Genomic DNA, 17876 nt, shown 5'->3' with positions numbered 1-17876 from the left:
CATGACGACATCGACACACCTGATGCGCCAGAAGCGTTTCCTGCCGCTGATGGTCACGCAATTCTTCAACGCTTTCAACGACAACCTGTTCAAGACGGCGTTGGTGCTGTTTGTCGTTTATTCGGTCTACAATGACGAACAGCAGGAAGCGCTGTTTAGCGGGCTTGCCTCAGTCATTTTCATCGTTCCTTTCGTGGTCCTGTCCGCACTCGCCGGGCAATTGGCCGACACGCGCGACAAGGCGCGGATCATACGAATCGTGAAAATATGCGAAATCGGCTGGGCAACGCTCGGCGCGGTCGGCCTGTTCATGGCCTGGCAGGGGATCGCGGTGCACACGGTTGCAATCCCGCTGCTGCTGTTCGTGGTATTTCTCGCCGCGGCCCAGTCGACTTTTCTTGGACCGATCAAATACGCGATCCTGCCTCAGCACCTTAAGAAGGAAGAGGTGCTGCCCGGCACCGGGTTGGTCGAGGCGGGAACCTATATCGCGATCCTTGCGGGCACGATCCTGGCCGGCTTCATTGCCGTCGAAATCGCGATGGTGTTGATCGTGGTCACTGCTTTCGTCGGCTATTTTTCCAGCACGTTTGTGCCTGAGGCACCGCCGCAAAGCGATTACGAGATGCATTATCCCTTGCTTGAGCCTTATGGCCGCAAAGTGGAAAATCGCGCCCTGCGTTGGCTCGGCTATCCGGCGGTGGCTGTGGCAGACCAGGCGGTGATGAGTTGGCGCCTGATCCGCGACACAATGCACAATCGCGAAATCTGGCTTGCGATTGTCGCGATCAGCTTTTTCTGGACGATCGGTGCCGTGCTGTTCATCCAGTTTCCGCCACTGGCCAAGAACCAGTTGATGGCATCCAAGGAAGTCGCCAGCCTGTTCCTGGTTATCTTCTCGGTTGGCATCGCAATCGGATCGGTCGGGATCAATGCGCTGTTGAAGGGCGAGGTCTCTGCCCGGTTCGCCCCCTTGTCGGTCGTGGTGATGGGCGTCTTTGTGATCGGCTTCTACATCGTGTCGAAAGCCTGGATCCCCAATGAATCTGGCGAATTGTTGCCGGTTCAAACATGGATACTCGAACCGCTGGCGATCCCGCTTTCACTGATGCTGCTTGGCATTTCGACTGCTGGGGGCTTTTTCGTGGTGCCGCTATACGCCTTCCTGACGACGCGCTGCGCCCATGACGCGGCATCGCGCACCATTGCGGCGAACAACATCGTCAATTCGCTGGCAATGGTGATCGGTTCGGTGATCGCCATCGGCCTGACGGGACTAGGAATTCCAGTAGTCGAACAACTGCTTTTCGCAGCGGCCATGACGGTAATTTCCGCATGGCTCGGCTGGATGCTGTTCAAGGCGGAAAAGCAGGCTGCCGAAGATCAAACCGGCAACCTGACGGATTGCCCGGACTGACCAGCAGTCTTACATGATGAAGACCAGAACGGCCGCCAGCGTGGCGACATAGGTGCTGGCAACGCCGCGCACGTCTTCTGTCGTCAAGCGCCAAAGGCTTTCGGCCGGAATGTCCAGCAAATCCTCGCGGACGTGTGGAGGCAGGCTGGCACGGAAGGGATGGCGGGCACCTTCGTCGGTAAGGACTAGGCTGCGACGGCGCCGTCCATGCATGATGCCGGGCCGTTTCACGTGATCGCTTGTAAGGCTTGCGTAGGTCATGAAACGACGAGTTAACGATTTCTTAACTTTTGGCGAGGCCGCTGTATCCCCTGCCCAAAAAGGGGACAGTAAGCCCGGGTTGTGGTTAATCGCGAGACCACCTAAGCGCGCCTGAGACGGGAGAATCTGAAGCGTGACAAACAGCACCCAAACCGCCGCCGAATTGCTGGTCGATTGCCTTGCCGAACAGGGAACGGAGCGGCTGTTCACCGTACCCGGCGAAAGCTTTCTCGCCGTGCTCGATGCGCTGCACGAACGCAGCGGAATCGAAACCGTGGTGTGTCGGCAGGAAGGCGGTGTCGCTTTCATGGCCTGCGCCGACGGTGCCATGACCGGCCGACCCGGGATCGCCTTCGTCACGCGTGGCCCCGGCGCCACCAATGCCAGCATCGGCGTCCACGTGGCGTTTCAGGATTCGCAGCCGATGATCCTGTTTGTAGGCGATGTCGCCCGGCCGATGCGCGACCGCGAAGGCTTTCAGGAAATCAATTTCGAAGCATTCTTTGGCCCCATCGCGAAATGGGCAGCCCGGATCGATGACCCTGCCCGTATCCCCGAATATGTCGCGCGCGCCTATTCCGTGGCGATCAGCGGCAGGCCGGGCCCGGTTGTGCTCGCCCTTCCCGAAGACATGCTGTGCGATCATGTCGATGCTGCGATCAGGCCGCGCCCGCTCGTGACCCGCCCTGCGCAGGCCGTGTGCCCGGACGCGATGCAGGCCTTGTTTGCGATGATTGCTGATGCAGCCAGCCCGATTGCCATAATCGGCGGCGCGGGTTGGAACGCCAAGGCGCATGAGCATTTCCAGTCTTTTGCCGAAAGCATCGGCCTGCCGGTCGCCACCGCTTTCCGGCGTCAGGACGCGATTTCGCCGGACAGCCCCGTGTATGCCGGCAATCTTGGATACGGCCCCAATCCCAAGCTTGTCGAGCGGGTGAAACAGGCCGATTTCGTGCTGGCCGTGGGTGCGCGCCTGGGGGAAGCGACGACTGACGGATACAGCTTTCCTGCGACGGACCATCCCGAACAATTGCTGGTCCACGTACACCCGGATCCGGAGGAAATAGGCCGGGTCTACCTGACCGAGCTGGGGCTTTGCTGCGCGGTGGACGAATTTGCCGAAGCCGCCGCCCTGTGGGAAGATCACTCCATCATCCCGTTCGATGCCGGAGCCGAAGCGCATCGCGAATGGCTCGCATGGGCGACCCATTCACCGGCGGATAACCCTCCGGCGCTGGATATGGCGGCCTGTGTCACGTCCATGCGAGAGGCGCTTCCAGCCGATACGATCATATGCAACGGCGCGGGCAATTTCGCCGGTTGGTGGCACCGCTATTGGCGCTACGCCGGCTATCCCAGCCAGCTTGCGCCGACCGCAGGAGCCATGGGTTATGGCGTGCCCGCAGCTGTCGCGGCGGCACTGCGGTTTCCGGAACGAACGGTTGTTGCCGTGGCAGGAGACGGCGATTTTCTGATGAATGGTCAGGAACTTGCGACCGCTGCACAATACGGCGTCAATCTGCTGGTGATCGTCGTCGACAATGGCGCCTATGGCACGATCCGGATGCATCAGGAGCGCGAATATCCGGGCCGCGTCTCAGGCACGCAACTGGCCAACCCCGATTTCGCCGCGCTGGGCGCCGCCTTTGGCGCATGGAGCGCTACGGCATCGACAACGGCGGAGTTCATCGCCGCACTTGACGACGCGCAACAACGATCAGGTCTGCGGTTTATCCATGTGAAGATCGACGTGGAGCAGCTCGCGGCGAGCGGTGCGACAATCAGCGGTCTGCGTGCGAAGGCAAAAGGCGACTTAAGGCGTTAGAAAGGCGGCTGAGGGCTTCTTTAGCCGCCCTAACCCTCTGCCATCTTGCAGATAACGTCCCATTCCTCGGGCGTGATCTTGGCAACCGACAATCGCGACAGCCGCACAAGCTCGCAATCGGCCAGCTTTGGCTCGGCCTTGATCTGTTTGAGCGTGACGGGGTTGTCGAACTTGCGCTTGGGCTTGACCTTCACCGCGGCCCATTTGCCGGTTTCGTCGGTTGGATCGGTGATGCCCGCGACCGACACTTCGCAAATGCCGACAATCTCCAAGCCTTCGCGCGAGTGATAGAAGAACGCCTCGTCGCCCACTTCCATCGCTTGCAAGTTGTTCTTTGCGAGATGATTGCGAACCCCGTCCCAGGTGCCTTCCTGTTCCGCAACCAGATCGTCCCAGCTGTATTTGAAGGGTTCCGATTTCACGAGCCAGTAGCTTGGCATGGGGGAGCTTCTCCTGCCGTTGGATTGAAAGGGGGACCCCGCACCCGTTAATGGCTACCCGGCACCCGCGCCAGCCCTCGCACTCGGTAATCCACGCACTGGTACGCGAATTAACTCTATTTTCAATTGCCTGAGGCATAGCCTTGCGAAACGACGCGGGAAAAAGAGTTCCTGCGCATCGGGGAACGCTCAAGGTGGAATCCAGGACTGCAAAAGACACATTGGGCAAGGCCGAGCGGGATATGGTCGCGTTGGGCATTGCCACTGCAGCAATTATCCTGTTCGTTGCGACCGGCGGATCAGTCTTGCCGAGCGCGATCAATGCAGTGTTCTTCGACGGAAAGGCGCCCGACTATCTATTGGTCAACGCGCTGTTGCTCAACATCGTGCTGATCATCTTCGGTTGGCGGCGATACCGCGAATTGCAGCAGGAAATCGCCGAGCGTCGCCGGGCCGAGGAACTTGCCCGCGAACTCGCCGAAACCGATCCCCTCACCAATTGCCTGAACCGTCGCAGCATGCTGACGGCCACCGATGCCTTGCGCGCACGCGCAAATGCCCGCGGATATGCCGTGGCCTATTGCATGATTGATCTGGATAACTTCAAGCAGATCAATGACATGTACGGCCATTCCGTCGGTGATGCGGTGCTGGTGGCGATAACCCGGCGGATCATCGGGGAATTGCCAAAGGAAGCCCATCTGGCCCGGCTTGGCGGTGACGAATTCGCTTTTGTCACGCCATTCGATCCGTCCAATCGCGACCGGATCGATGATTTGATCATTCGTCTGTATGAACGCATGTCGCTGCCGTTTGAGGTCAACGGAATTTCCATTGATGCCACCGTCTCCATCGGTGTTTCAAGTGATCATGACGAACACGGCTTCAACCCGGTGCTGGCCGATTCCGACGCGCTGATGCAGCGTGCCGACATCGCCATGTACAACGCCAAGAAGCAGGGGAAGAACCGCTATTTCTGGTTCGAACAGACGATGGAAAACGAATTGCGGTTCCGCAACGAGCTGGAACTCGGCATCCGCCGCGGTGTCGTAAATGGCGAATTCGTGCCCTTCTACGAACAGCAGGTCGATATCGAGACCGGGGAAATCGTCGGCTTCGAGATGCTGGCGCGCTGGCGCTCGGAACAGATGGGTGTGGTCAGCCCGGAAATTTTCATTCCCATCGCCGAAGAAATCGGCCTGATCACCGAATTGTCCGACCAGTTGATGGAAAAGGCGTTCAGGGATGCCCGCAGCTGGGACAACTCGATCACGCTCGCCATCAATATTTCTCCGGTTCAGCTGCGCGATCCGTGGTTTGCGCAAAAGCTGCTGAAAATGCTGGTGAAGCACAATTTCCCAGCCCACCGGCTCGAAGTGGAAGTCACCGAAAGCTGCCTGCATGAAAATGTCGGCATGGTGCGTTCAATCATCACCTCGCTTCGCAATCAGGGGGTGCGGGTCAGTCTTGACGATTTCGGCACCGGCTATTCGTCGCTCGAACAGCTCCGTACGCTGCCGTTTGACCGGCTCAAGATCGATCGCAGCTTTGTGCAGGAGCTCAAGAACCCCAATCGCAATTCCAAGATCGTCGATGCAATCGTTTCGCTTGGCCGGGGGCTTGAACTACCACTGACCGCCGAAGGGATCGAGGACGAAGACATCCTGCTGGCGCTGCGATCCATGGGCAAGCTCAAGGGTCAGGGATACCTTTATGGCAAACCTGAATCCGGCGAAGAAGTGCTCCAGCGGCTGGCGATTGCGGGCAAGCTGGCCAAGGAAGGCGACGCGCAGGAGCCTCGCCAAGAGCCCGAAGCGGATACCTCTGACGACAGGCCCCGCGCCGCCGAACGGTAAGGCACCCGGCAAGGGACTGGACGCTGGCCCTGCCTGTGCATAGATGCAGGGCGTGATGCGCGTCCCCTTCGTCAAGATGCATGGCCTCGGCAATGATTTCATCGTGCTTGATGCGCGCGGCGCACCTCTGCCCGAAATCACTCCGGCGATTGCCCGAGCGCTGGCGGACCGGCGCGAAGGGATCGGTTGCGACCAGTTGATCCTGCTGGAGCCTAGCGCAAGCGAAGCGTTCCGGATGCGGATATTCAATTCCGATGGCGGCGAAGTCGAAGCCTGCGGCAATGCCAGCCGCGCGGTGGCGCTGCTGCATGGTGCGCCTGCACGGGTGGAGACTGCGGGCGGCTCGATCACGCTGGAACCGGCCGAAGGCGGCGCGAGCGTCGACATGGGTGCACCTCGGTTCGACTGGGATGCGATCCCGCTCGCCTATGCGATGGACACCGCCGCCATGCCGGTGGGCTGGCCATTGGAAAACGGCGCGCTGGAAAGCCCGATGGCCGTCAATGTCGGCAACCCGCACGTGATCTTCTTTGTGGAGGATGCCGATGCGGTGGACCTCGGCGCTATCGGCCCGGAAATCGAACACGATCCGCTGTTCCCGCAGCGCGTCAACGTCAATGTCGCCAGCCTTGCCGGGGACAATCACCTGAAGCTGCATGTGTGGGAACGCGGTGCGGGCCTGACGCGGGCCTGCGGCACGGGCGCCTGTGCAACCGCCGTGGCAGCGATCCGTCGGCGGCTGGTGACCGCGCCGGTCACAGTCACCCTGCCCGGCGGTGATCTGGTGATCGACTGGCACGAGGGCGGCACAATCACCATGACCGGCCCAGCCACCGAAGCGTTCCGTGGCACCTTCGAATGGGACGAATACGCGTGAACGCACCCCCTTCGATCAAGCCTGAAGTCATATCGCTGGGTTGCCGTCTCAACATCGCCGAAAGCGAGCGGATGAAGGCGATGCTGGCCGACAGCGGCGATGTCGTCGTGATCAATTCCTGCGCTGTAACATCCGAAGCAGTGCGCCAGACCCGTCAGGCTATCCGCAAGGCCCGGCGCGCGCGGCCTGATGCACGGCTGATCGTCACCGGATGCGCCGCCGATATCGAACGCGACCAACTGGCCGACATGCCCGAAGTCGACGGGTTGATCGCCAACGCGGCCAAACTCGATCCGAGGGCATGGAACGTTCCCCTGCCCGAAGCGCCCCCGCCGCCGACCCGCACGCGTGCCTTCATCGCGGTGCAGAACGGCTGCGATCACGCCTGCACTTTTTGCGTCATCCCGCAGGGTCGTGGAGCCAGCCGGTCGATGACGATTGCCGAGGTGCTGCGCGAGGTTGAGCATCATCTTGAACTGGGCGCGCGCGAAGTTGTGCTGACCGGGGTGGATGTCACTTCATGGGGACACGACCTGCCCGGTTCGCCCCCGCTCGGCGCGCTGGTGGCAGCGGTGCTCGATGCTTTCCCGCAGCTTCAACGGCTGCGCATGTCCTCGCTCGACGGGGTGGAGATTGACGAGGCCTTGTTCGAACTTTTCGCCAGCGAGGAGCGGCTGATGCCGCATCTCCACCTGTCGATGCAGCACGGCGACGATCTGATCCTGAAACGGATGAAGCGCCGGCACAGTCGCGCCGATGCCGTGACTTTGGTGCAGCGGTTGAAAGCACGACGGCCTGATATCGCCATCGGTGCCGATCTTATCGCGGGGTTTCCCACCGAAACCCCGGAGCATCACGACGCCAACCTTTCGATCATCGACGAGCTTGATATCGTGCATGGGCATATCTTCCCTTACTCACCCCGCCCCGGCACCCCGGCGGCGCGGATGCCACAGGTCGCACGTGAGACCGTGAAACAGCGCGCCGCCGAATTGCGCGAGGCGGTGGCAGTGCGACGCGAGCGCTGGCTGCACAGTCTTGTGGGCGAAACCTTGTCCATCCTCGCCGAACGCGACGGCACGGGCTATGCGCCCAGTTACGCGCGGGTTGACCTGCCGGAAGGGACACCCGCCGGCAAGCTGATCGACATCACGCCGCGCTCAATCGAAGGAGGCCTATTGCGATGAGTACCAGCTGGACCGAACGCCTGCTGGGCGGTTTCCGCAAGACTTCCGAACGGCTCGGCAGCAACCTTACCGGGGTCGCCGCGCGGCTGGACGATGCGACGCTGGACGATATCGAGGACGCGCTGATCACATCCGACCTCGGTCCGGCTGCGGCTGCGCGCATCCGTCAGCGCCTGTCGGACAAGAGTTTTGGCCTCGAAATCACGCAGAAGGAATTGAAGGAAGCGGTCGCGGCAGAAATCGCCGAAATCCTGCGCCCGGTGGCAAAGCCGCTGGAAATCACCGCTTTCCCGCGCCCGCAGGTGATCCTGGTGATCGGAGTCAACGGATCGGGCAAGACCACCACGATTGCCAAGCTGGCGCATCTGTTCACCGAAGACGATTACGGCGTGCTGCTGGCCGCCGGTGACACTTTCCGCGCCGCTGCCATCGGCCAGCTTGCCACCTGGGCTGAACGCGCCGGGGTGGACATCGTGCGCGGCCCCGAAGGCGGCGATCCGGCATCAATCGTGTTTGACGCCGTAAAACAGGCGACTGACACCGGGATCGACGCGCTGATCGTCGACACCGCAGGCCGCCTGCAAAACAAGAAAGAGCTGATGGAGGAGCTGGCGAAGATCCGCCGGGTGCTCGGGCGGCTCAATCCCGAAGCTCCGCATGACGTGGTGCTGGTGCTCGATGCCACCAATGGCCAGAACGCGCTGTCGCAGATTGACGTGTTCAAGGAAGTGGCGGGCGTCACTGGCCTGATCATGACCAAGCTGGACGGCACGGCGCGCGGCGGCGTGCTGGTGGCGGCAGCGGAGCAATACGGCCTGCCGATCCACGCGATCGGGGTGGGCGAGAAAATGGAAGATTTGCGCCCGTTCGATCCCGATCTGGTGGCGAAAGTTATTGCAGGGGTTGCCTGATGAGCGAGGCCGAAACCGCGCCGAAGAAGAAGGGATCGGGCTGGCTGAATGTCGCCATCGATTACGGCCCGCTGCTGGTGTTCCTTGGCGTATACCGCTTCAACGCGCCTGCTGATCCGAACCCTGCGGGGGAATTGCTCGCCATCATCTATGGCACGGGTGCGTTCATGGTTGCCGCAATTATCGCCCTGATTTCAAGCCGCGCCCTGCTCGGCAAGATTTCGCCGATGCTGTGGTTTTCGACTGCGCTGATCGTCGGCTTCGGCGCGCTCACAATCTTCTTCGGCGACCCGACTTTCGTCCAGATCAAACCAACGATCATCTATGCGCTGATGGGCGCGGCATTGATCGTCGGTTTCTTCATGGGCCGTGCGCTGCTTCAAATCCTGCTCGAAGCCGCGTTTGAGGGCGTGGATGAACAGGGCTGGCTAAAGCTCTCGCGCAATTGGGGAATTTTCTTCCTGTTCCTTGCGGGACTAAACGAGGTTCTGCGATCGCAATTGAGTTTCGAAAGCTGGCTTTGGGCGAAATTCTGGGTCTTCATGCCGCTGTCCTTCCTCTTCACCTTCTCGCAGATACCGCTGCTGATGAAGCACGGCCTGTCGCTGGATGACGGTGAAGATGCCGCCAATGAAAAGACGGAAAGCTGATGCGTGCCCTTTCGCTGCTGGCCGCACTGGCCCTTTCCGCGCCGCTTTGCGCACAACCCGTCATCCCGATGAGCGAGACGGAGGAGGCGCACCCCGCCCTTCCCCAGATCCTGCCCCCGCGCGAACGCGCCGAGGTGATCGACCGGTTGCTGGCGGAACGGCTCGACACGTTGATCCCGCAATTGATGCGCGAAGAGGGCGTGTCGCTATGGTTGCTGATGGCGCGCGAATATTTCGAAGAGCCGGTGATCGCCACCATGCTCGATGCCAACAGCTTCCATGCGCGGCGGCGCACTATCCTGATCTTCCACGATCCCGGAAATGGCGAACCGATCGAACGACTGACTGTGAGCCGCTATGGCCTTGCCGGGCTGTTCGAACCCGCCTGGGACCCGGCGGAGCAGCCTGACCAGTGGAAGGCCGTGGCCGGCATCATCGCCGCGCGCGATCCGGCCAATATCGCCATCAACGTATCCGACGCGACCCGTTTCGGCGACGGTATGACGAAAAGCCAGTATGACGCGATGATGGCCGCGCTGCCTGCCGAATATCGCGACCGCGTGATTTCGGGCGAGAAGCTGGCGACGCGCTGGCTCGAAGTGCGCACGCCGGCCGAGATGGAAATCTATCCCGGCATCGTGCGCATCGCCCATGCGGTGATTGGCGAGGCGTTTTCGAATGCTGTCATCACGCCCGGCCAGACCACCGCCGCCGATGTGCAATGGTGGTATCGCGAAAGGCTGATGCAGCTTGGCCTGACCCCGTGGTTTCACCCCAGCGTCGGCATCCAGCGCGAAGGCGAAGCGGGGATGATGAATGGCGAAACGGTAATCCAGCCGGGCGACCTGCTGTGGACCGACTTCGGCATCACATATCTGCGGCTCAACACCGATACGCAGCATCTCGCCTATGTCCTCAAACCCGGCGAGACAGAGGTTCCGGCGGGACTGGCACAGGGCCTCGCCAATTCGAACCGGGTGCAGGATATCCTGCGCGAGGAAATGAAGGTCGGGCTTTCGGGCAACGCTGTCCTCGCCGCGGCGCGCGAACGGGCGCTGGCAGAGGGGCTCGACCCGTCGATCTATTCGCACCCCATCGGCTATCACGGCCACGGGGCAGGCACGGCCATCGGTTTCTGGGATAACCAAAACGCCGATCCGCGCGGGGAAGACACGCTGCGCGCCAACACCGCATGGTCAATCGAATTGACCAGCTACGCCGAAGTCCCCGAATGGGGCGGGCAGCGCGTGGATTTCCGAACCGAGGAAGACGCATGGTTCGACGGGGAAAGCGTGCGGTTCCTCGACGGGCGGCAGACCGCGATCACGGCGATCGGGGCGGAGTGAGCCGCTAGATCTCGACCTGGCTGCCCAGCTCCACCACGCGGTTGGTAGGCAGTTTGAAGAAGTCCATCGCGCTCGCGCTGTTGCGCAGCATCCACGCGAAAATCTTCTCGCGCCAGATCGGCATTCCCGGTTTTTCACTGGGCAGCAGCGTTTGGCGCGACAGGAAGAAGCTGGTCTGCATCATGTCGAATTCGCCGCCGCACCGCTCCATCTTCTTGAGCCCGGTTGGAACGTCGGTTTCCTCCATGAAGCCGTAATGCAGCTTTGCCCGGAAGAACCCGTCGCCCATGTCGACAAATTCGCAACGCTGATCGGGATCGACATAGGGGATGTCGCCGATCTCCACCGTCAGGATCACGACGCGTTCGTGCAGCACCTTGTTGTGCTTGATATTGTGCAGCAGCGCGGAGGGGACACCGGCGGTGCTGGACGCCATGAAGATGGCCGTCCCCGGCACACGCAGGGCCGAATTCTTGGCCGATTTGGCAAAGATTTCCATCGGAAGCGCGTGTTCGCTCATCCGCTCGCGCATCAGCTTGCGCCCGCGAGACCATGTCGTGAGCAGGGTAAAGGCGATAAGGCCGACGACAAGCGGGAACCAGCCGCCCTGCGGCACCTTTGTCAGGTTCGCGGCGAAATAGGCGCCGTCGACGATCAGGAACAGCAGTACCACCGGCGCCGCGTACCACCATTTCCACTTCCACACGCTGACAAGCAACACCGCCATCAGCAGTGTGTCGATCGTCACCGCACCCGTCACCGCGATGCCGTATGCGCTGGCGAGGTTGGACGAATTCTGGAACGTCAGGACGAGTATGATCACCGCCACCATCAGCGCCCAGTTCACAACCGGAATATAGATCTGGCCGCCTTCGGTTTCCGAGGTGTGGCGGATGTTCAGACGCGGCATGAAGCCCATCTGCACCGCCTGGTGCGTGATCGAAAACGCGCCGGAAATCACCGCCTGGCTGGCGATGAAAGTTGCCACCGTCGCCAGCAAAACCAGTGGCAGGCGATATTCTTCGCTCGCCAGCAGGAAGAACGGATTTTGCACTGCTATCGCTGCCTCTTCTGCAGGCAGGCCGGCAATCATCGCGCCTTGTCCGAAGTAGTTGAGCAGAAGACACGGCATCACGAAACCGAACCACGAAAGGCGCATCGGGCCACGCCCGAAATGCCCCATGTCGGAATAGAGCGCCTCAGAACCCGTCACCGCCAAGACGACCGCGCCCAGCGCGAGGAATGCAACCACGCCATCGCTGACAAAGAACATCACCGCGTAATAGGGATTGAGCGCGTTGAGGATGTCGGGGTTCTGGATGATCTGCCAGCCGCCGAGCAAGGCAATTACGCTGAAATAGACGATCATCACCGGAGCAAACAACGCGCCGACTTTTGCTGTACCACGGGCCTGCAACATGAACAGAAGCGCCAGCAGACCGAGCGCAATCGGAATGACAAAGCGATCCAGCGTGTGATCGACCACCGTCAACCCTTCGACCGCTGAAAGTACCGAAATCGCCGGTGTGATCATGCTGTCGCCATAGAAAAGCGCAGTGGCGAACACGCCCAGCAACACCACCAGCCAGCCATAGCTTGATTTGCCGATGTGACGCGAAAGCAGCGCCACCAGAGCAAGGCTGCCGCCCTGCCCCTTGTTATCGGCGCGCATCAGGATCGTGACATACTGGATCGAAACGACCAGCAGCATCGACCAGAAAATCAGGCTGACAACGCCCAGCACATGCATCCGGTCGATCGCGATATTCGCGGTCCCGGCGAAGGTTTCACGGAATGCGTAAAGCGGGCTGGTGCCGATATCGCCAAAGACGATACCAATAGCACCAACGGCCAGCGCAGCCTTTGATCCGCTATGCGCATGGCCGCCCTGCGGCGGCTGGTGGGCTGGTGCTGCTTTCTCGCTCATTATCGGCGACTATCCCGAACGGCCGGGCCACAGGGCCCATCCAAGGCGGCGGCGCTTAGCACCGCGGCTTGGCACCTGCAATATCGCGACTCGAAACCATCCTATTGCAGCATCGGTGCACGGGCGATCATGTCATCCAGCCGCGCGACTTCGGATTCGAGACCCGGACGCCACGGCGCATCCTCCGGCGTGCGTTCAAGCAGGCTAGCCCATGTGTCGCGCGCGGCGATTATCTGGCCCGTGCGCAGCAGCGCGAAACCCATGAAGTAATCGGCGCCAGGATTGATCGGGTCAAGTTCGCGTGCCTTGCCAAAGGCATAGGCGGCAGCCGGGGTAACAAAACCATCGGCATGGCCGGTCAAGGCCATGCCCAGCGCCAGCCACCCTTCGAGGTGTTCGGGATTGTCGTTCAACCCCTTGCGCAACAATTGCGCCGCTTCGTCAAAACGGCCGCGCCTCGCGAAACCGTCTGACAGCACGAGGTAATCTGGCTTTGGCCGGGTTTCGTCGAACAATTGCCGACGCGCCTCGACCATTTCCTCACCGGATTGGCGATCAAGCGCGAGATCGGGCTGCTTGGGGCTGCCCGGCTGTCCGGGCGATCCTGTCCACGCATAGCCGACAAGGCCCAGCAACAGCACCGCGCCGAACACGGCAAAGCCCTGTTTGGGCAGACGCAACATGAAAGCCGCGATGGCGAAGCTGACCAAGGTCAGCGACAGGATGGCCAGCCAACCGCCCATCAGGCTGCCGTTTCTTCGTCAGAACGGCGTTTGCCGAGGCGGCGCAGCAGGATCAGGCCAACAACCAGCAACAGCAGCAGCGGGATCGCGAACAGCGGCCATGTCGTCGAAGACACCTGCGGTTCGTAGCTGACATAGTCGCCATAGCGTTGCGTCAGCCACGCCCTGATCTGTTCCGGGCTTTCACCCGCCAGTAGGCGCGAGCGGACCTGATGCCGCATATCGCCCGCCATCGGCGCGTCGCTGTCATGGATGCTCTGCGACTGGCACTTGAGGCAGCGCAGCGTCTCCATCAGTTCGACCGCCTCCGCTTCGAGCGCGGGGTCTTCAAGCTGGGTGTAAGCGTAGGGCGCGGGCGGCATGCCCTGTTGCGCCATGACGGGCATAGCCAGCAGCGCGGCCAATGCGATCAACAGCCGCATCATCGCGCTTCCTCCAGCTTTTCGAGCAACAACGGCACGGTTTCCTCGCGGATGTCGCCGATGTGCTGGTACCGGATATTGCCAGCCGCATCGATCACATAGGTTTCCGGGACACCCGAAGCGCCGATTTCCAGCATCAGTTCGGAAATGTCGTCAGCCCCGATCCGGCTGTAGGGATTGCCATAGCGCGAGAGGAAATCCTCTACCGCTTCGGGCCGGTCGCGCACGGCGACGCCGATGATCTCGACGCCTTCCTGCTTCAACCGCTCCAGATGCGGTGCTTCGGCAATGCAGGGCAGGCACCAGCTTGCCCAGATGTTCAGCAGGCGCGGCTCGCCACCGACGAAATCGGCCTTGGTCGCACCGGGCATTCCTTCGAGCGCTGGTTCAAGCGTGAAATCGGGCAGCGGCTGCTCGATCATCTGCGACGGAACATTCTGTTCCTTCGGCTGAGTCAGCATGTATCCGGCGAGCCCTGCGAAAAACAGGAACAGGCCCAGCGGTATCAGATAGGCGAGACGCATTATTCGGCAGGCTCCGGCAGGGTGTCGCCACCTTTGATTTCATCCAGATCATCACGGCGGGCATCGCCCAGCGCCTTGGCCTTGCGCCGTTTCAGATCGACCTGCAACCGCCCGACAATCGAGACGATTCCGCCCAGCGCGATCAGAAGGCCACCGTACCAGATGAAGGTGACGAACGGCTTCCACCAGACGCGCAGCTGCCAGCGTTCCTTGCCATTGGCATCCACCCCGGCGGAATCGCCGATCACGGCATAGAGCTGGCCGTCGAGCCTTGTGATCAGCGCGCTTTCGCTGGTGGGCTGCGGCGGTGACCAGAAATTGCGGGCCTGCGGAGTAAGCACCGTGGGCTCCTCATCGCCGCGCGAGGCAAGAACGCGCGCTTCGATCGCGGTCCAGTTGGGCCCGGCAACGGGATCTACGCTTTCCAGCGTCACCGTCCAGTCGGCGACCTGAGTGGTATCGCCCGGAGCGACCGCGGCAAGCCTTTCGGAGGTAAAGGCGCTTTCACATGCCATTCCGAACAGCGACACCGCCACGCCGAAATGCGCCAGCACCATGCCCCATGTCGCAGTCGGCACGCGGCGGATATTCCGCCCGCGCAGGGGCAGGAACGCGGCCACCGCCAGCGCCACCGACAGCGCAAGGCCGAGCAGCGGCAAGATCGCATAATCGCCCAGCACCGCCACCAGTGCGACAATCGCGATGACGATGGCGGCCAGCATCGCCGCTTCGAACTGGATGCGGCCGGGCTTGTCGTCCTTCCACCGCAGCAGCGGGCCGATCGCCATGACGATGAACATCGGGATCGCGAAAATCGCGCCCGCCGGATTGAAGTATGGCGGACCAACGCTGACGCGCACGTCGAACGCCTCTGTCAGCAGCGGATAAAGCGTGCCAAGCAACACGATGGCGAGGATTGCGGACAGCATCACGTTGTTGAACACCAGCGCGCCTTCACGGCTGGTGGCAGTGAACCGCTTTCCTTCGGCGATGGAACTGGCGCGCATCGCAAACACTACCAGCGCGCCGCCGATGTAGAGCCCCAAAAGGCCGAGGATAAATGCCCCGCGTTCGGGATCGACGGCGAAAGCATGGACGCTGGTGAGCACGCCCGAGCGCACAAGGAAGGTGCCGAGCATCGACATCGAGAAAGCGAGCACGCCCAGCATGATCGTCCAGGTCCTGAGCGCGTCGCGCGCCGCCAGAACGCTGACCGAGTGCAGCAGCGCGGTCGCCGCGAGCCACGGCATCAGCGAGGCGTTCTCGACCGGGTCCCAGAACCACCAGCCGCCCCAGCCTAGCTCATAATAGGCCCAGTAAGAGCCCGCAGTAATGCCGAAGGTCAGGAACACCCATGCCCCCAGCACCCACGGGCGCATCACTTTGGCAAAATCGGGCGTCACCTGCCGGGTGATCAGCGCACCCATCGCGAGGCTGAAGGCGACCGACAGGCCGACATAGCCGATGTAAAGCGTCGGCGGATGGATCGCGAGACCAATGTCCTGCAACAGCGGATTGAGCCCCGATCCCTCCACCGCAGGCACGGGCAACCGTTCGAACGGGTTAGAGGACAGGATCAGGAAAGCGTAGAAGCCGAGCGCGACAAATCCCTGCACCATCAACGTCGCGCTCATGGTCTTTTCCGGCATCCGCCGTTCCAGCCCGCCAAGCAAGCCGCCCGACAGCGCCAGCACCGCGATCCAGAGCAGCATCGAGCCTTCGTGGTTCCCCCAGGTGCCTGTCAGCTTGTAGATGAAGGGCTTGGCCGAATGCGAATTGGTGGCCACCAGCTTGATCGACAGATCGGTGACGGCAAAGGCATAGAGCAGCAGGAAGAAGGCGAGCGTCGCAAGAAACGCCTGCACCACCGCGGCGGGCCGCGCATAGAGCGCATGCGGCGAAGCGCCATCGCGCAATCCGAGCGCGCCCGAAACCATCTGCAAAACTGCCAGAGCGGCCGATAGCCAGAGCGCAGCAAGACCCAGTTCAGCGATCATCGGTTCTGCCTGCCTATCTCAATCCAGCCCGGCGACGGTTTCGGCGTAATCCTCGTTGCCCTTGTGGCCTTCCAGCCCTTCGAGCTCGCGCGGGACATAATTCTCGTCATGCTTGGCAAGCAGATTGGTGGCAAGAAAAGTGCCATCGGCCTGCAAGCTGCCTTCGGCGACCACGCCCGATCCTTCGACAAACAGATCGGGCAAGATGCCGCTGTAGGTCACTCGCCTGGTGCTGTTTTCATTGCCGGTGACGACGAAGTTGACGGTGATGCCATCGGCCTGTGTTTCGATCGACCCGGCCTGCACCATGCCGCCCAGACGCACCGGCTGGCCCACCGCGGGCGGTTCTGCGGCCATCTGTTCGGGCAGGTAGAAGTAATTGGCCTGGCTGCGCAGCGCCCAGGTCGCGATCAGCCCCGCCGCGACAATCGCAACCAGCGCGAGCACCACCAGCGTCATGCGTTGGTGCTTTGCCTTCATGCCCGTGCTCATCGCTTCTTCATCTCCTCGCGCCGTTTTTCCGCGCGGCGCATTGCGCGGTAGCTCCAGATAATCAGCAGCGCGAGCGCAATCAGCCCGACCGCATAGGAACCGATCACGAAAGGCCAGTGATCCAGCGATTCACGCATCACGCACCCTCCATTGCCGGAGCCGCCGCCAAGGGCGCCTCGTCATCCAGAGCGCGGCGGCGCAGGCGCGCCTCCACCTGCTGTTCCGCGATCAACGCGCGCATCCGCATCAGCACAATCGCCCCGAACAGCAGCGAAAAGCCGATCACCGCGACCAGCAGCGGCCACAGGAACACCGGATCAATCGCGCTCTTGCCCGCGGTCAGGCTGGGCGGCTGGTGGAGCGAATTCCACCACACCACGCTGCGATTGATGATCGGTACGTTGATCGCGCCGACCATGCCGAAAATGGCGGCGATCTTCATCGATCCGCCTTCGCGCGCGGCTGCCTGAGACAGCGCGATATATCCGCCATACAGGAACAGCAGCACCAGCATCGAAGTGAGCCGCCCGTCCCATTCCCACCATGTGCCCCATGTCGGACGCCCCCAGATCGAGCCGGTGGCTAGGCAGATCGCGCAGAAAACCATCCCTGGCACCGCAATCGCCCGCGCGGCGATCCCGGCAAGCGGGTGTTTCCAGATCAGCAGCGCGGCGCTGGAAATGGCGAGGCCCGCCCATCCGCCCATGCCGAGCCATGCGGCGGGCACATGGATGAACAGGATGCGCACGGTTTCGCCCATCAGCCGATCCGGCGGCACCATGAACAGGCCCCAGGCAACCGCGCCCAACGACAGCACAAGCCCACTCCAGAACAGGAGAGGCATCAGCCAGCTGGCAAGCGACAGGAAGCGCTTTGGATTGGCGTAGATATGCACGTCAGTATCCTCTCGCCCGGTATTACTGTCCTGCGCGAGGGTCGCAAGGGCGCAAAAGACGCAAGTTGCGCATGATTTTCATGCAAGCACCGTCTTGCCCGGTGCC

The 17876-nt window shown here is 61.7% G+C and carries 18 protein-coding genes; 8 read left to right on the top strand and 10 right to left on the bottom strand.

Annotated elements, in window-relative coordinates:
* Position 1: 1 nt before the first annotated feature.
* Complete coding sequence (locus tag L1K66_RS08610) at positions 2–1417, top strand: MFS transporter (protein ID WP_252257495.1); 1416 nt, start codon at positions 2–4, stop codon at positions 1415–1417.
* A gap of 9 nt (positions 1418–1426) precedes the next feature.
* Here L1K66_RS08610 and L1K66_RS08605 read toward each other — a convergent pair whose 3' ends face one another.
* Positions 1427–1678 carry a hypothetical protein gene (locus tag L1K66_RS08605; RefSeq protein WP_051699660.1) on the bottom strand — a complete coding sequence of 84 codons (252 nt, stop codon included), beginning with the start codon at positions 1676–1678 and terminating at the stop codon, positions 1427–1429.
* 133 nt (positions 1679–1811) lie between these two features.
* On the opposite strand from L1K66_RS08605, the gene L1K66_RS08600 reads away from it, so the two are divergent.
* A complete protein-coding gene (locus L1K66_RS08600) occupies positions 1812–3503 on the top strand; it encodes a thiamine pyrophosphate-binding protein (protein WP_252257494.1) in 1692 nt (563 codons plus the stop codon).
* A 29-nt stretch (positions 3504–3532) separates the two neighbouring features.
* Here the strand turns inward: L1K66_RS08600 and L1K66_RS08595 are convergent, their stop codons facing one another.
* Complete coding sequence (locus L1K66_RS08595; RefSeq protein ID WP_252257493.1) at positions 3533–3943, bottom strand: EVE domain-containing protein; 411 nt, start codon at positions 3941–3943, stop codon at positions 3533–3535.
* Between the two features lie 194 nt (positions 3944–4137).
* On the opposite strand from L1K66_RS08595, the gene L1K66_RS08590 reads away from it, so the two are divergent.
* From L1K66_RS08590 to L1K66_RS08565, 6 genes are read left to right on the top strand one after another with little or no spacing between them, the layout of a single operon-like run.
* Positions 4138–5799, top strand: a complete 1662-nt coding sequence (locus L1K66_RS08590; RefSeq protein ID WP_252257492.1) for a putative bifunctional diguanylate cyclase/phosphodiesterase — start codon at positions 4138–4140, stop codon at positions 5797–5799.
* Between the two features lie 55 nt (positions 5800–5854).
* Positions 5855–6676, top strand: a complete 822-nt coding sequence (dapF, locus tag L1K66_RS08585; protein ID WP_252260471.1) for a diaminopimelate epimerase — start codon at positions 5855–5857, stop codon at positions 6674–6676.
* A complete protein-coding gene (locus L1K66_RS08580; protein ID WP_252257491.1) occupies positions 6658–7863 on the top strand; it encodes a MiaB/RimO family radical SAM methylthiotransferase in 1206 nt (401 codons plus the stop codon). Before dapF ends, L1K66_RS08580 begins: the two co-directional genes overlap by 19 nt.
* Positions 7860–8774, top strand: coding sequence for a signal recognition particle-docking protein FtsY (gene ftsY, locus L1K66_RS08575; protein WP_034953024.1), 915 nt, complete (start codon positions 7860–7862; stop codon positions 8772–8774). The genes L1K66_RS08580 and ftsY overlap by 4 nt, the downstream gene beginning before the upstream one ends.
* A complete protein-coding gene (locus L1K66_RS08570) occupies positions 8774–9424 on the top strand; it encodes an inner membrane-spanning protein YciB (protein ID WP_252257490.1) in 651 nt (216 codons plus the stop codon). The genes ftsY and L1K66_RS08570 overlap by 1 nt, the downstream gene beginning before the upstream one ends.
* The gene (locus tag L1K66_RS08565) at positions 9424–10770 is read left to right on the top strand and encodes a M24 family metallopeptidase (protein ID WP_252257489.1); all 1347 of its coding nucleotides are present in this window, start codon (positions 9424–9426) and stop codon (positions 10768–10770) included. The genes L1K66_RS08570 and L1K66_RS08565 overlap by 1 nt, the downstream gene beginning before the upstream one ends.
* A gap of 4 nt (positions 10771–10774) precedes the next feature.
* On the opposite strand, the gene L1K66_RS08560 is transcribed toward L1K66_RS08565, so the two are convergent.
* The 8 genes from L1K66_RS08560 to ccmC form a co-directional block, all read right to left on the bottom strand.
* Positions 10775–12700 carry a potassium transporter Kup gene (locus tag L1K66_RS08560; RefSeq protein ID WP_407931991.1) on the bottom strand — a complete coding sequence of 642 codons (1926 nt, stop codon included), beginning with the start codon at positions 12698–12700 and terminating at the stop codon, positions 10775–10777.
* A gap of 98 nt (positions 12701–12798) precedes the next feature.
* Positions 12799–13440 carry a tetratricopeptide repeat protein gene (locus L1K66_RS08555; RefSeq protein WP_034953013.1) on the bottom strand — a complete coding sequence of 214 codons (642 nt, stop codon included), beginning with the start codon at positions 13438–13440 and terminating at the stop codon, positions 12799–12801.
* Positions 13440–13865, bottom strand: a complete 426-nt coding sequence (locus L1K66_RS08550; RefSeq protein ID WP_252257487.1) for a cytochrome c-type biogenesis protein — start codon at positions 13863–13865, stop codon at positions 13440–13442. The genes L1K66_RS08555 and L1K66_RS08550 overlap by 1 nt, the downstream gene beginning before the upstream one ends.
* Entirely contained in the window at positions 13862–14386 is a 525-nt protein-coding gene (locus L1K66_RS08545; RefSeq protein ID WP_252257486.1) for a DsbE family thiol:disulfide interchange protein, read from the bottom strand. The genes L1K66_RS08550 and L1K66_RS08545 overlap by 4 nt, the downstream gene beginning before the upstream one ends.
* Complete coding sequence (locus L1K66_RS08540) at positions 14386–16383, bottom strand: heme lyase CcmF/NrfE family subunit (protein ID WP_252257485.1); 1998 nt, start codon at positions 16381–16383, stop codon at positions 14386–14388. Before L1K66_RS08540 ends, L1K66_RS08545 begins: the two co-directional genes overlap by 1 nt.
* Before the next feature lie 18 nt (positions 16384–16401).
* Positions 16402–16863, bottom strand: coding sequence for a cytochrome c maturation protein CcmE (gene ccmE, locus L1K66_RS08535; protein WP_252260470.1), 462 nt, complete (start codon positions 16861–16863; stop codon positions 16402–16404).
* Positions 16864–16871: 8 nt separating this feature from the next.
* Positions 16872–17012 carry a heme exporter protein CcmD gene (gene ccmD, locus L1K66_RS08530; protein WP_084155593.1) on the bottom strand — a complete coding sequence of 47 codons (141 nt, stop codon included), beginning with the start codon at positions 17010–17012 and terminating at the stop codon, positions 16872–16874.
* Positions 17012–17770, bottom strand: coding sequence for a heme ABC transporter permease CcmC (gene ccmC, locus L1K66_RS08525; RefSeq protein WP_252257484.1), 759 nt, complete (start codon positions 17768–17770; stop codon positions 17012–17014). Before ccmC ends, ccmD begins: the two co-directional genes overlap by 1 nt.
* Positions 17771–17876: the final 106 nt, after the last annotated feature.

It is taken from the genome of Erythrobacter aurantius, assembly GCF_023823125.1.
Lineage (GTDB): Bacteria > Pseudomonadota > Alphaproteobacteria > Sphingomonadales > Sphingomonadaceae > Erythrobacter > Erythrobacter aurantius.
Note: the sequence above shows the minus strand (reverse complement) of the source record. Positions and strands in the feature narration are given on the sequence as shown.

What these genes read in the sequence shown, in the direction of transcription:
- L1K66_RS08555 (WP_034953013.1), bottom strand. Translation starts at nt 13,440, where the DNA reads ATGGGCGGTTGGCTGGCCATCCTGTCGCTGACCTTGGTCAGCTTCGCC.
- L1K66_RS08540 (WP_252257485.1), bottom strand. Translation starts at nt 16,383, where the DNA reads ATGATCGCTGAACTGGGTCTTGCTGCGCTCTGGCTATCGGCCGCTCTG.
- L1K66_RS08605 (WP_051699660.1), bottom strand. Translation starts at nt 1,678, where the DNA reads ATGACCTACGCAAGCCTTACAAGCGATCACGTGAAACGGCCCGGCATC.
- L1K66_RS08550 (WP_252257487.1), bottom strand. Translation starts at nt 13,865, where the DNA reads ATGATGCGGCTGTTGATCGCATTGGCCGCGCTGCTGGCTATGCCCGTC.
- L1K66_RS08595 (WP_252257493.1), bottom strand. Translation starts at nt 3,943, where the DNA reads ATGCCAAGCTACTGGCTCGTGAAATCGGAACCCTTCAAATACAGCTGG.
- ftsY (WP_034953024.1), top strand. Translation starts at nt 7,860, where the DNA reads ATGAGTACCAGCTGGACCGAACGCCTGCTGGGCGGTTTCCGCAAGACT.
- ccmD (WP_084155593.1), bottom strand. Translation starts at nt 17,012, where the DNA reads ATGCGTGAATCGCTGGATCACTGGCCTTTCGTGATCGGTTCCTATGCG.
- L1K66_RS08545 (WP_252257486.1), bottom strand. Translation starts at nt 14,386, where the DNA reads ATGCGTCTCGCCTATCTGATACCGCTGGGCCTGTTCCTGTTTTTCGCA.
- L1K66_RS08610 (WP_252257495.1), top strand. Translation starts at nt 2, where the DNA reads ATGACGACATCGACACACCTGATGCGCCAGAAGCGTTTCCTGCCGCTG.
- L1K66_RS08565 (WP_252257489.1), top strand. Translation starts at nt 9,424, where the DNA reads ATGCGTGCCCTTTCGCTGCTGGCCGCACTGGCCCTTTCCGCGCCGCTT.
- L1K66_RS08570 (WP_252257490.1), top strand. Translation starts at nt 8,774, where the DNA reads ATGAGCGAGGCCGAAACCGCGCCGAAGAAGAAGGGATCGGGCTGGCTG.
- L1K66_RS08580 (WP_252257491.1), top strand. Translation starts at nt 6,658, where the DNA reads ATGGGACGAATACGCGTGAACGCACCCCCTTCGATCAAGCCTGAAGTC.
- ccmE (WP_252260470.1), bottom strand. Translation starts at nt 16,863, where the DNA reads ATGAAGGCAAAGCACCAACGCATGACGCTGGTGGTGCTCGCGCTGGTT.
- dapF (WP_252260471.1), top strand. Translation starts at nt 5,855, where the DNA reads ATGCGCGTCCCCTTCGTCAAGATGCATGGCCTCGGCAATGATTTCATC.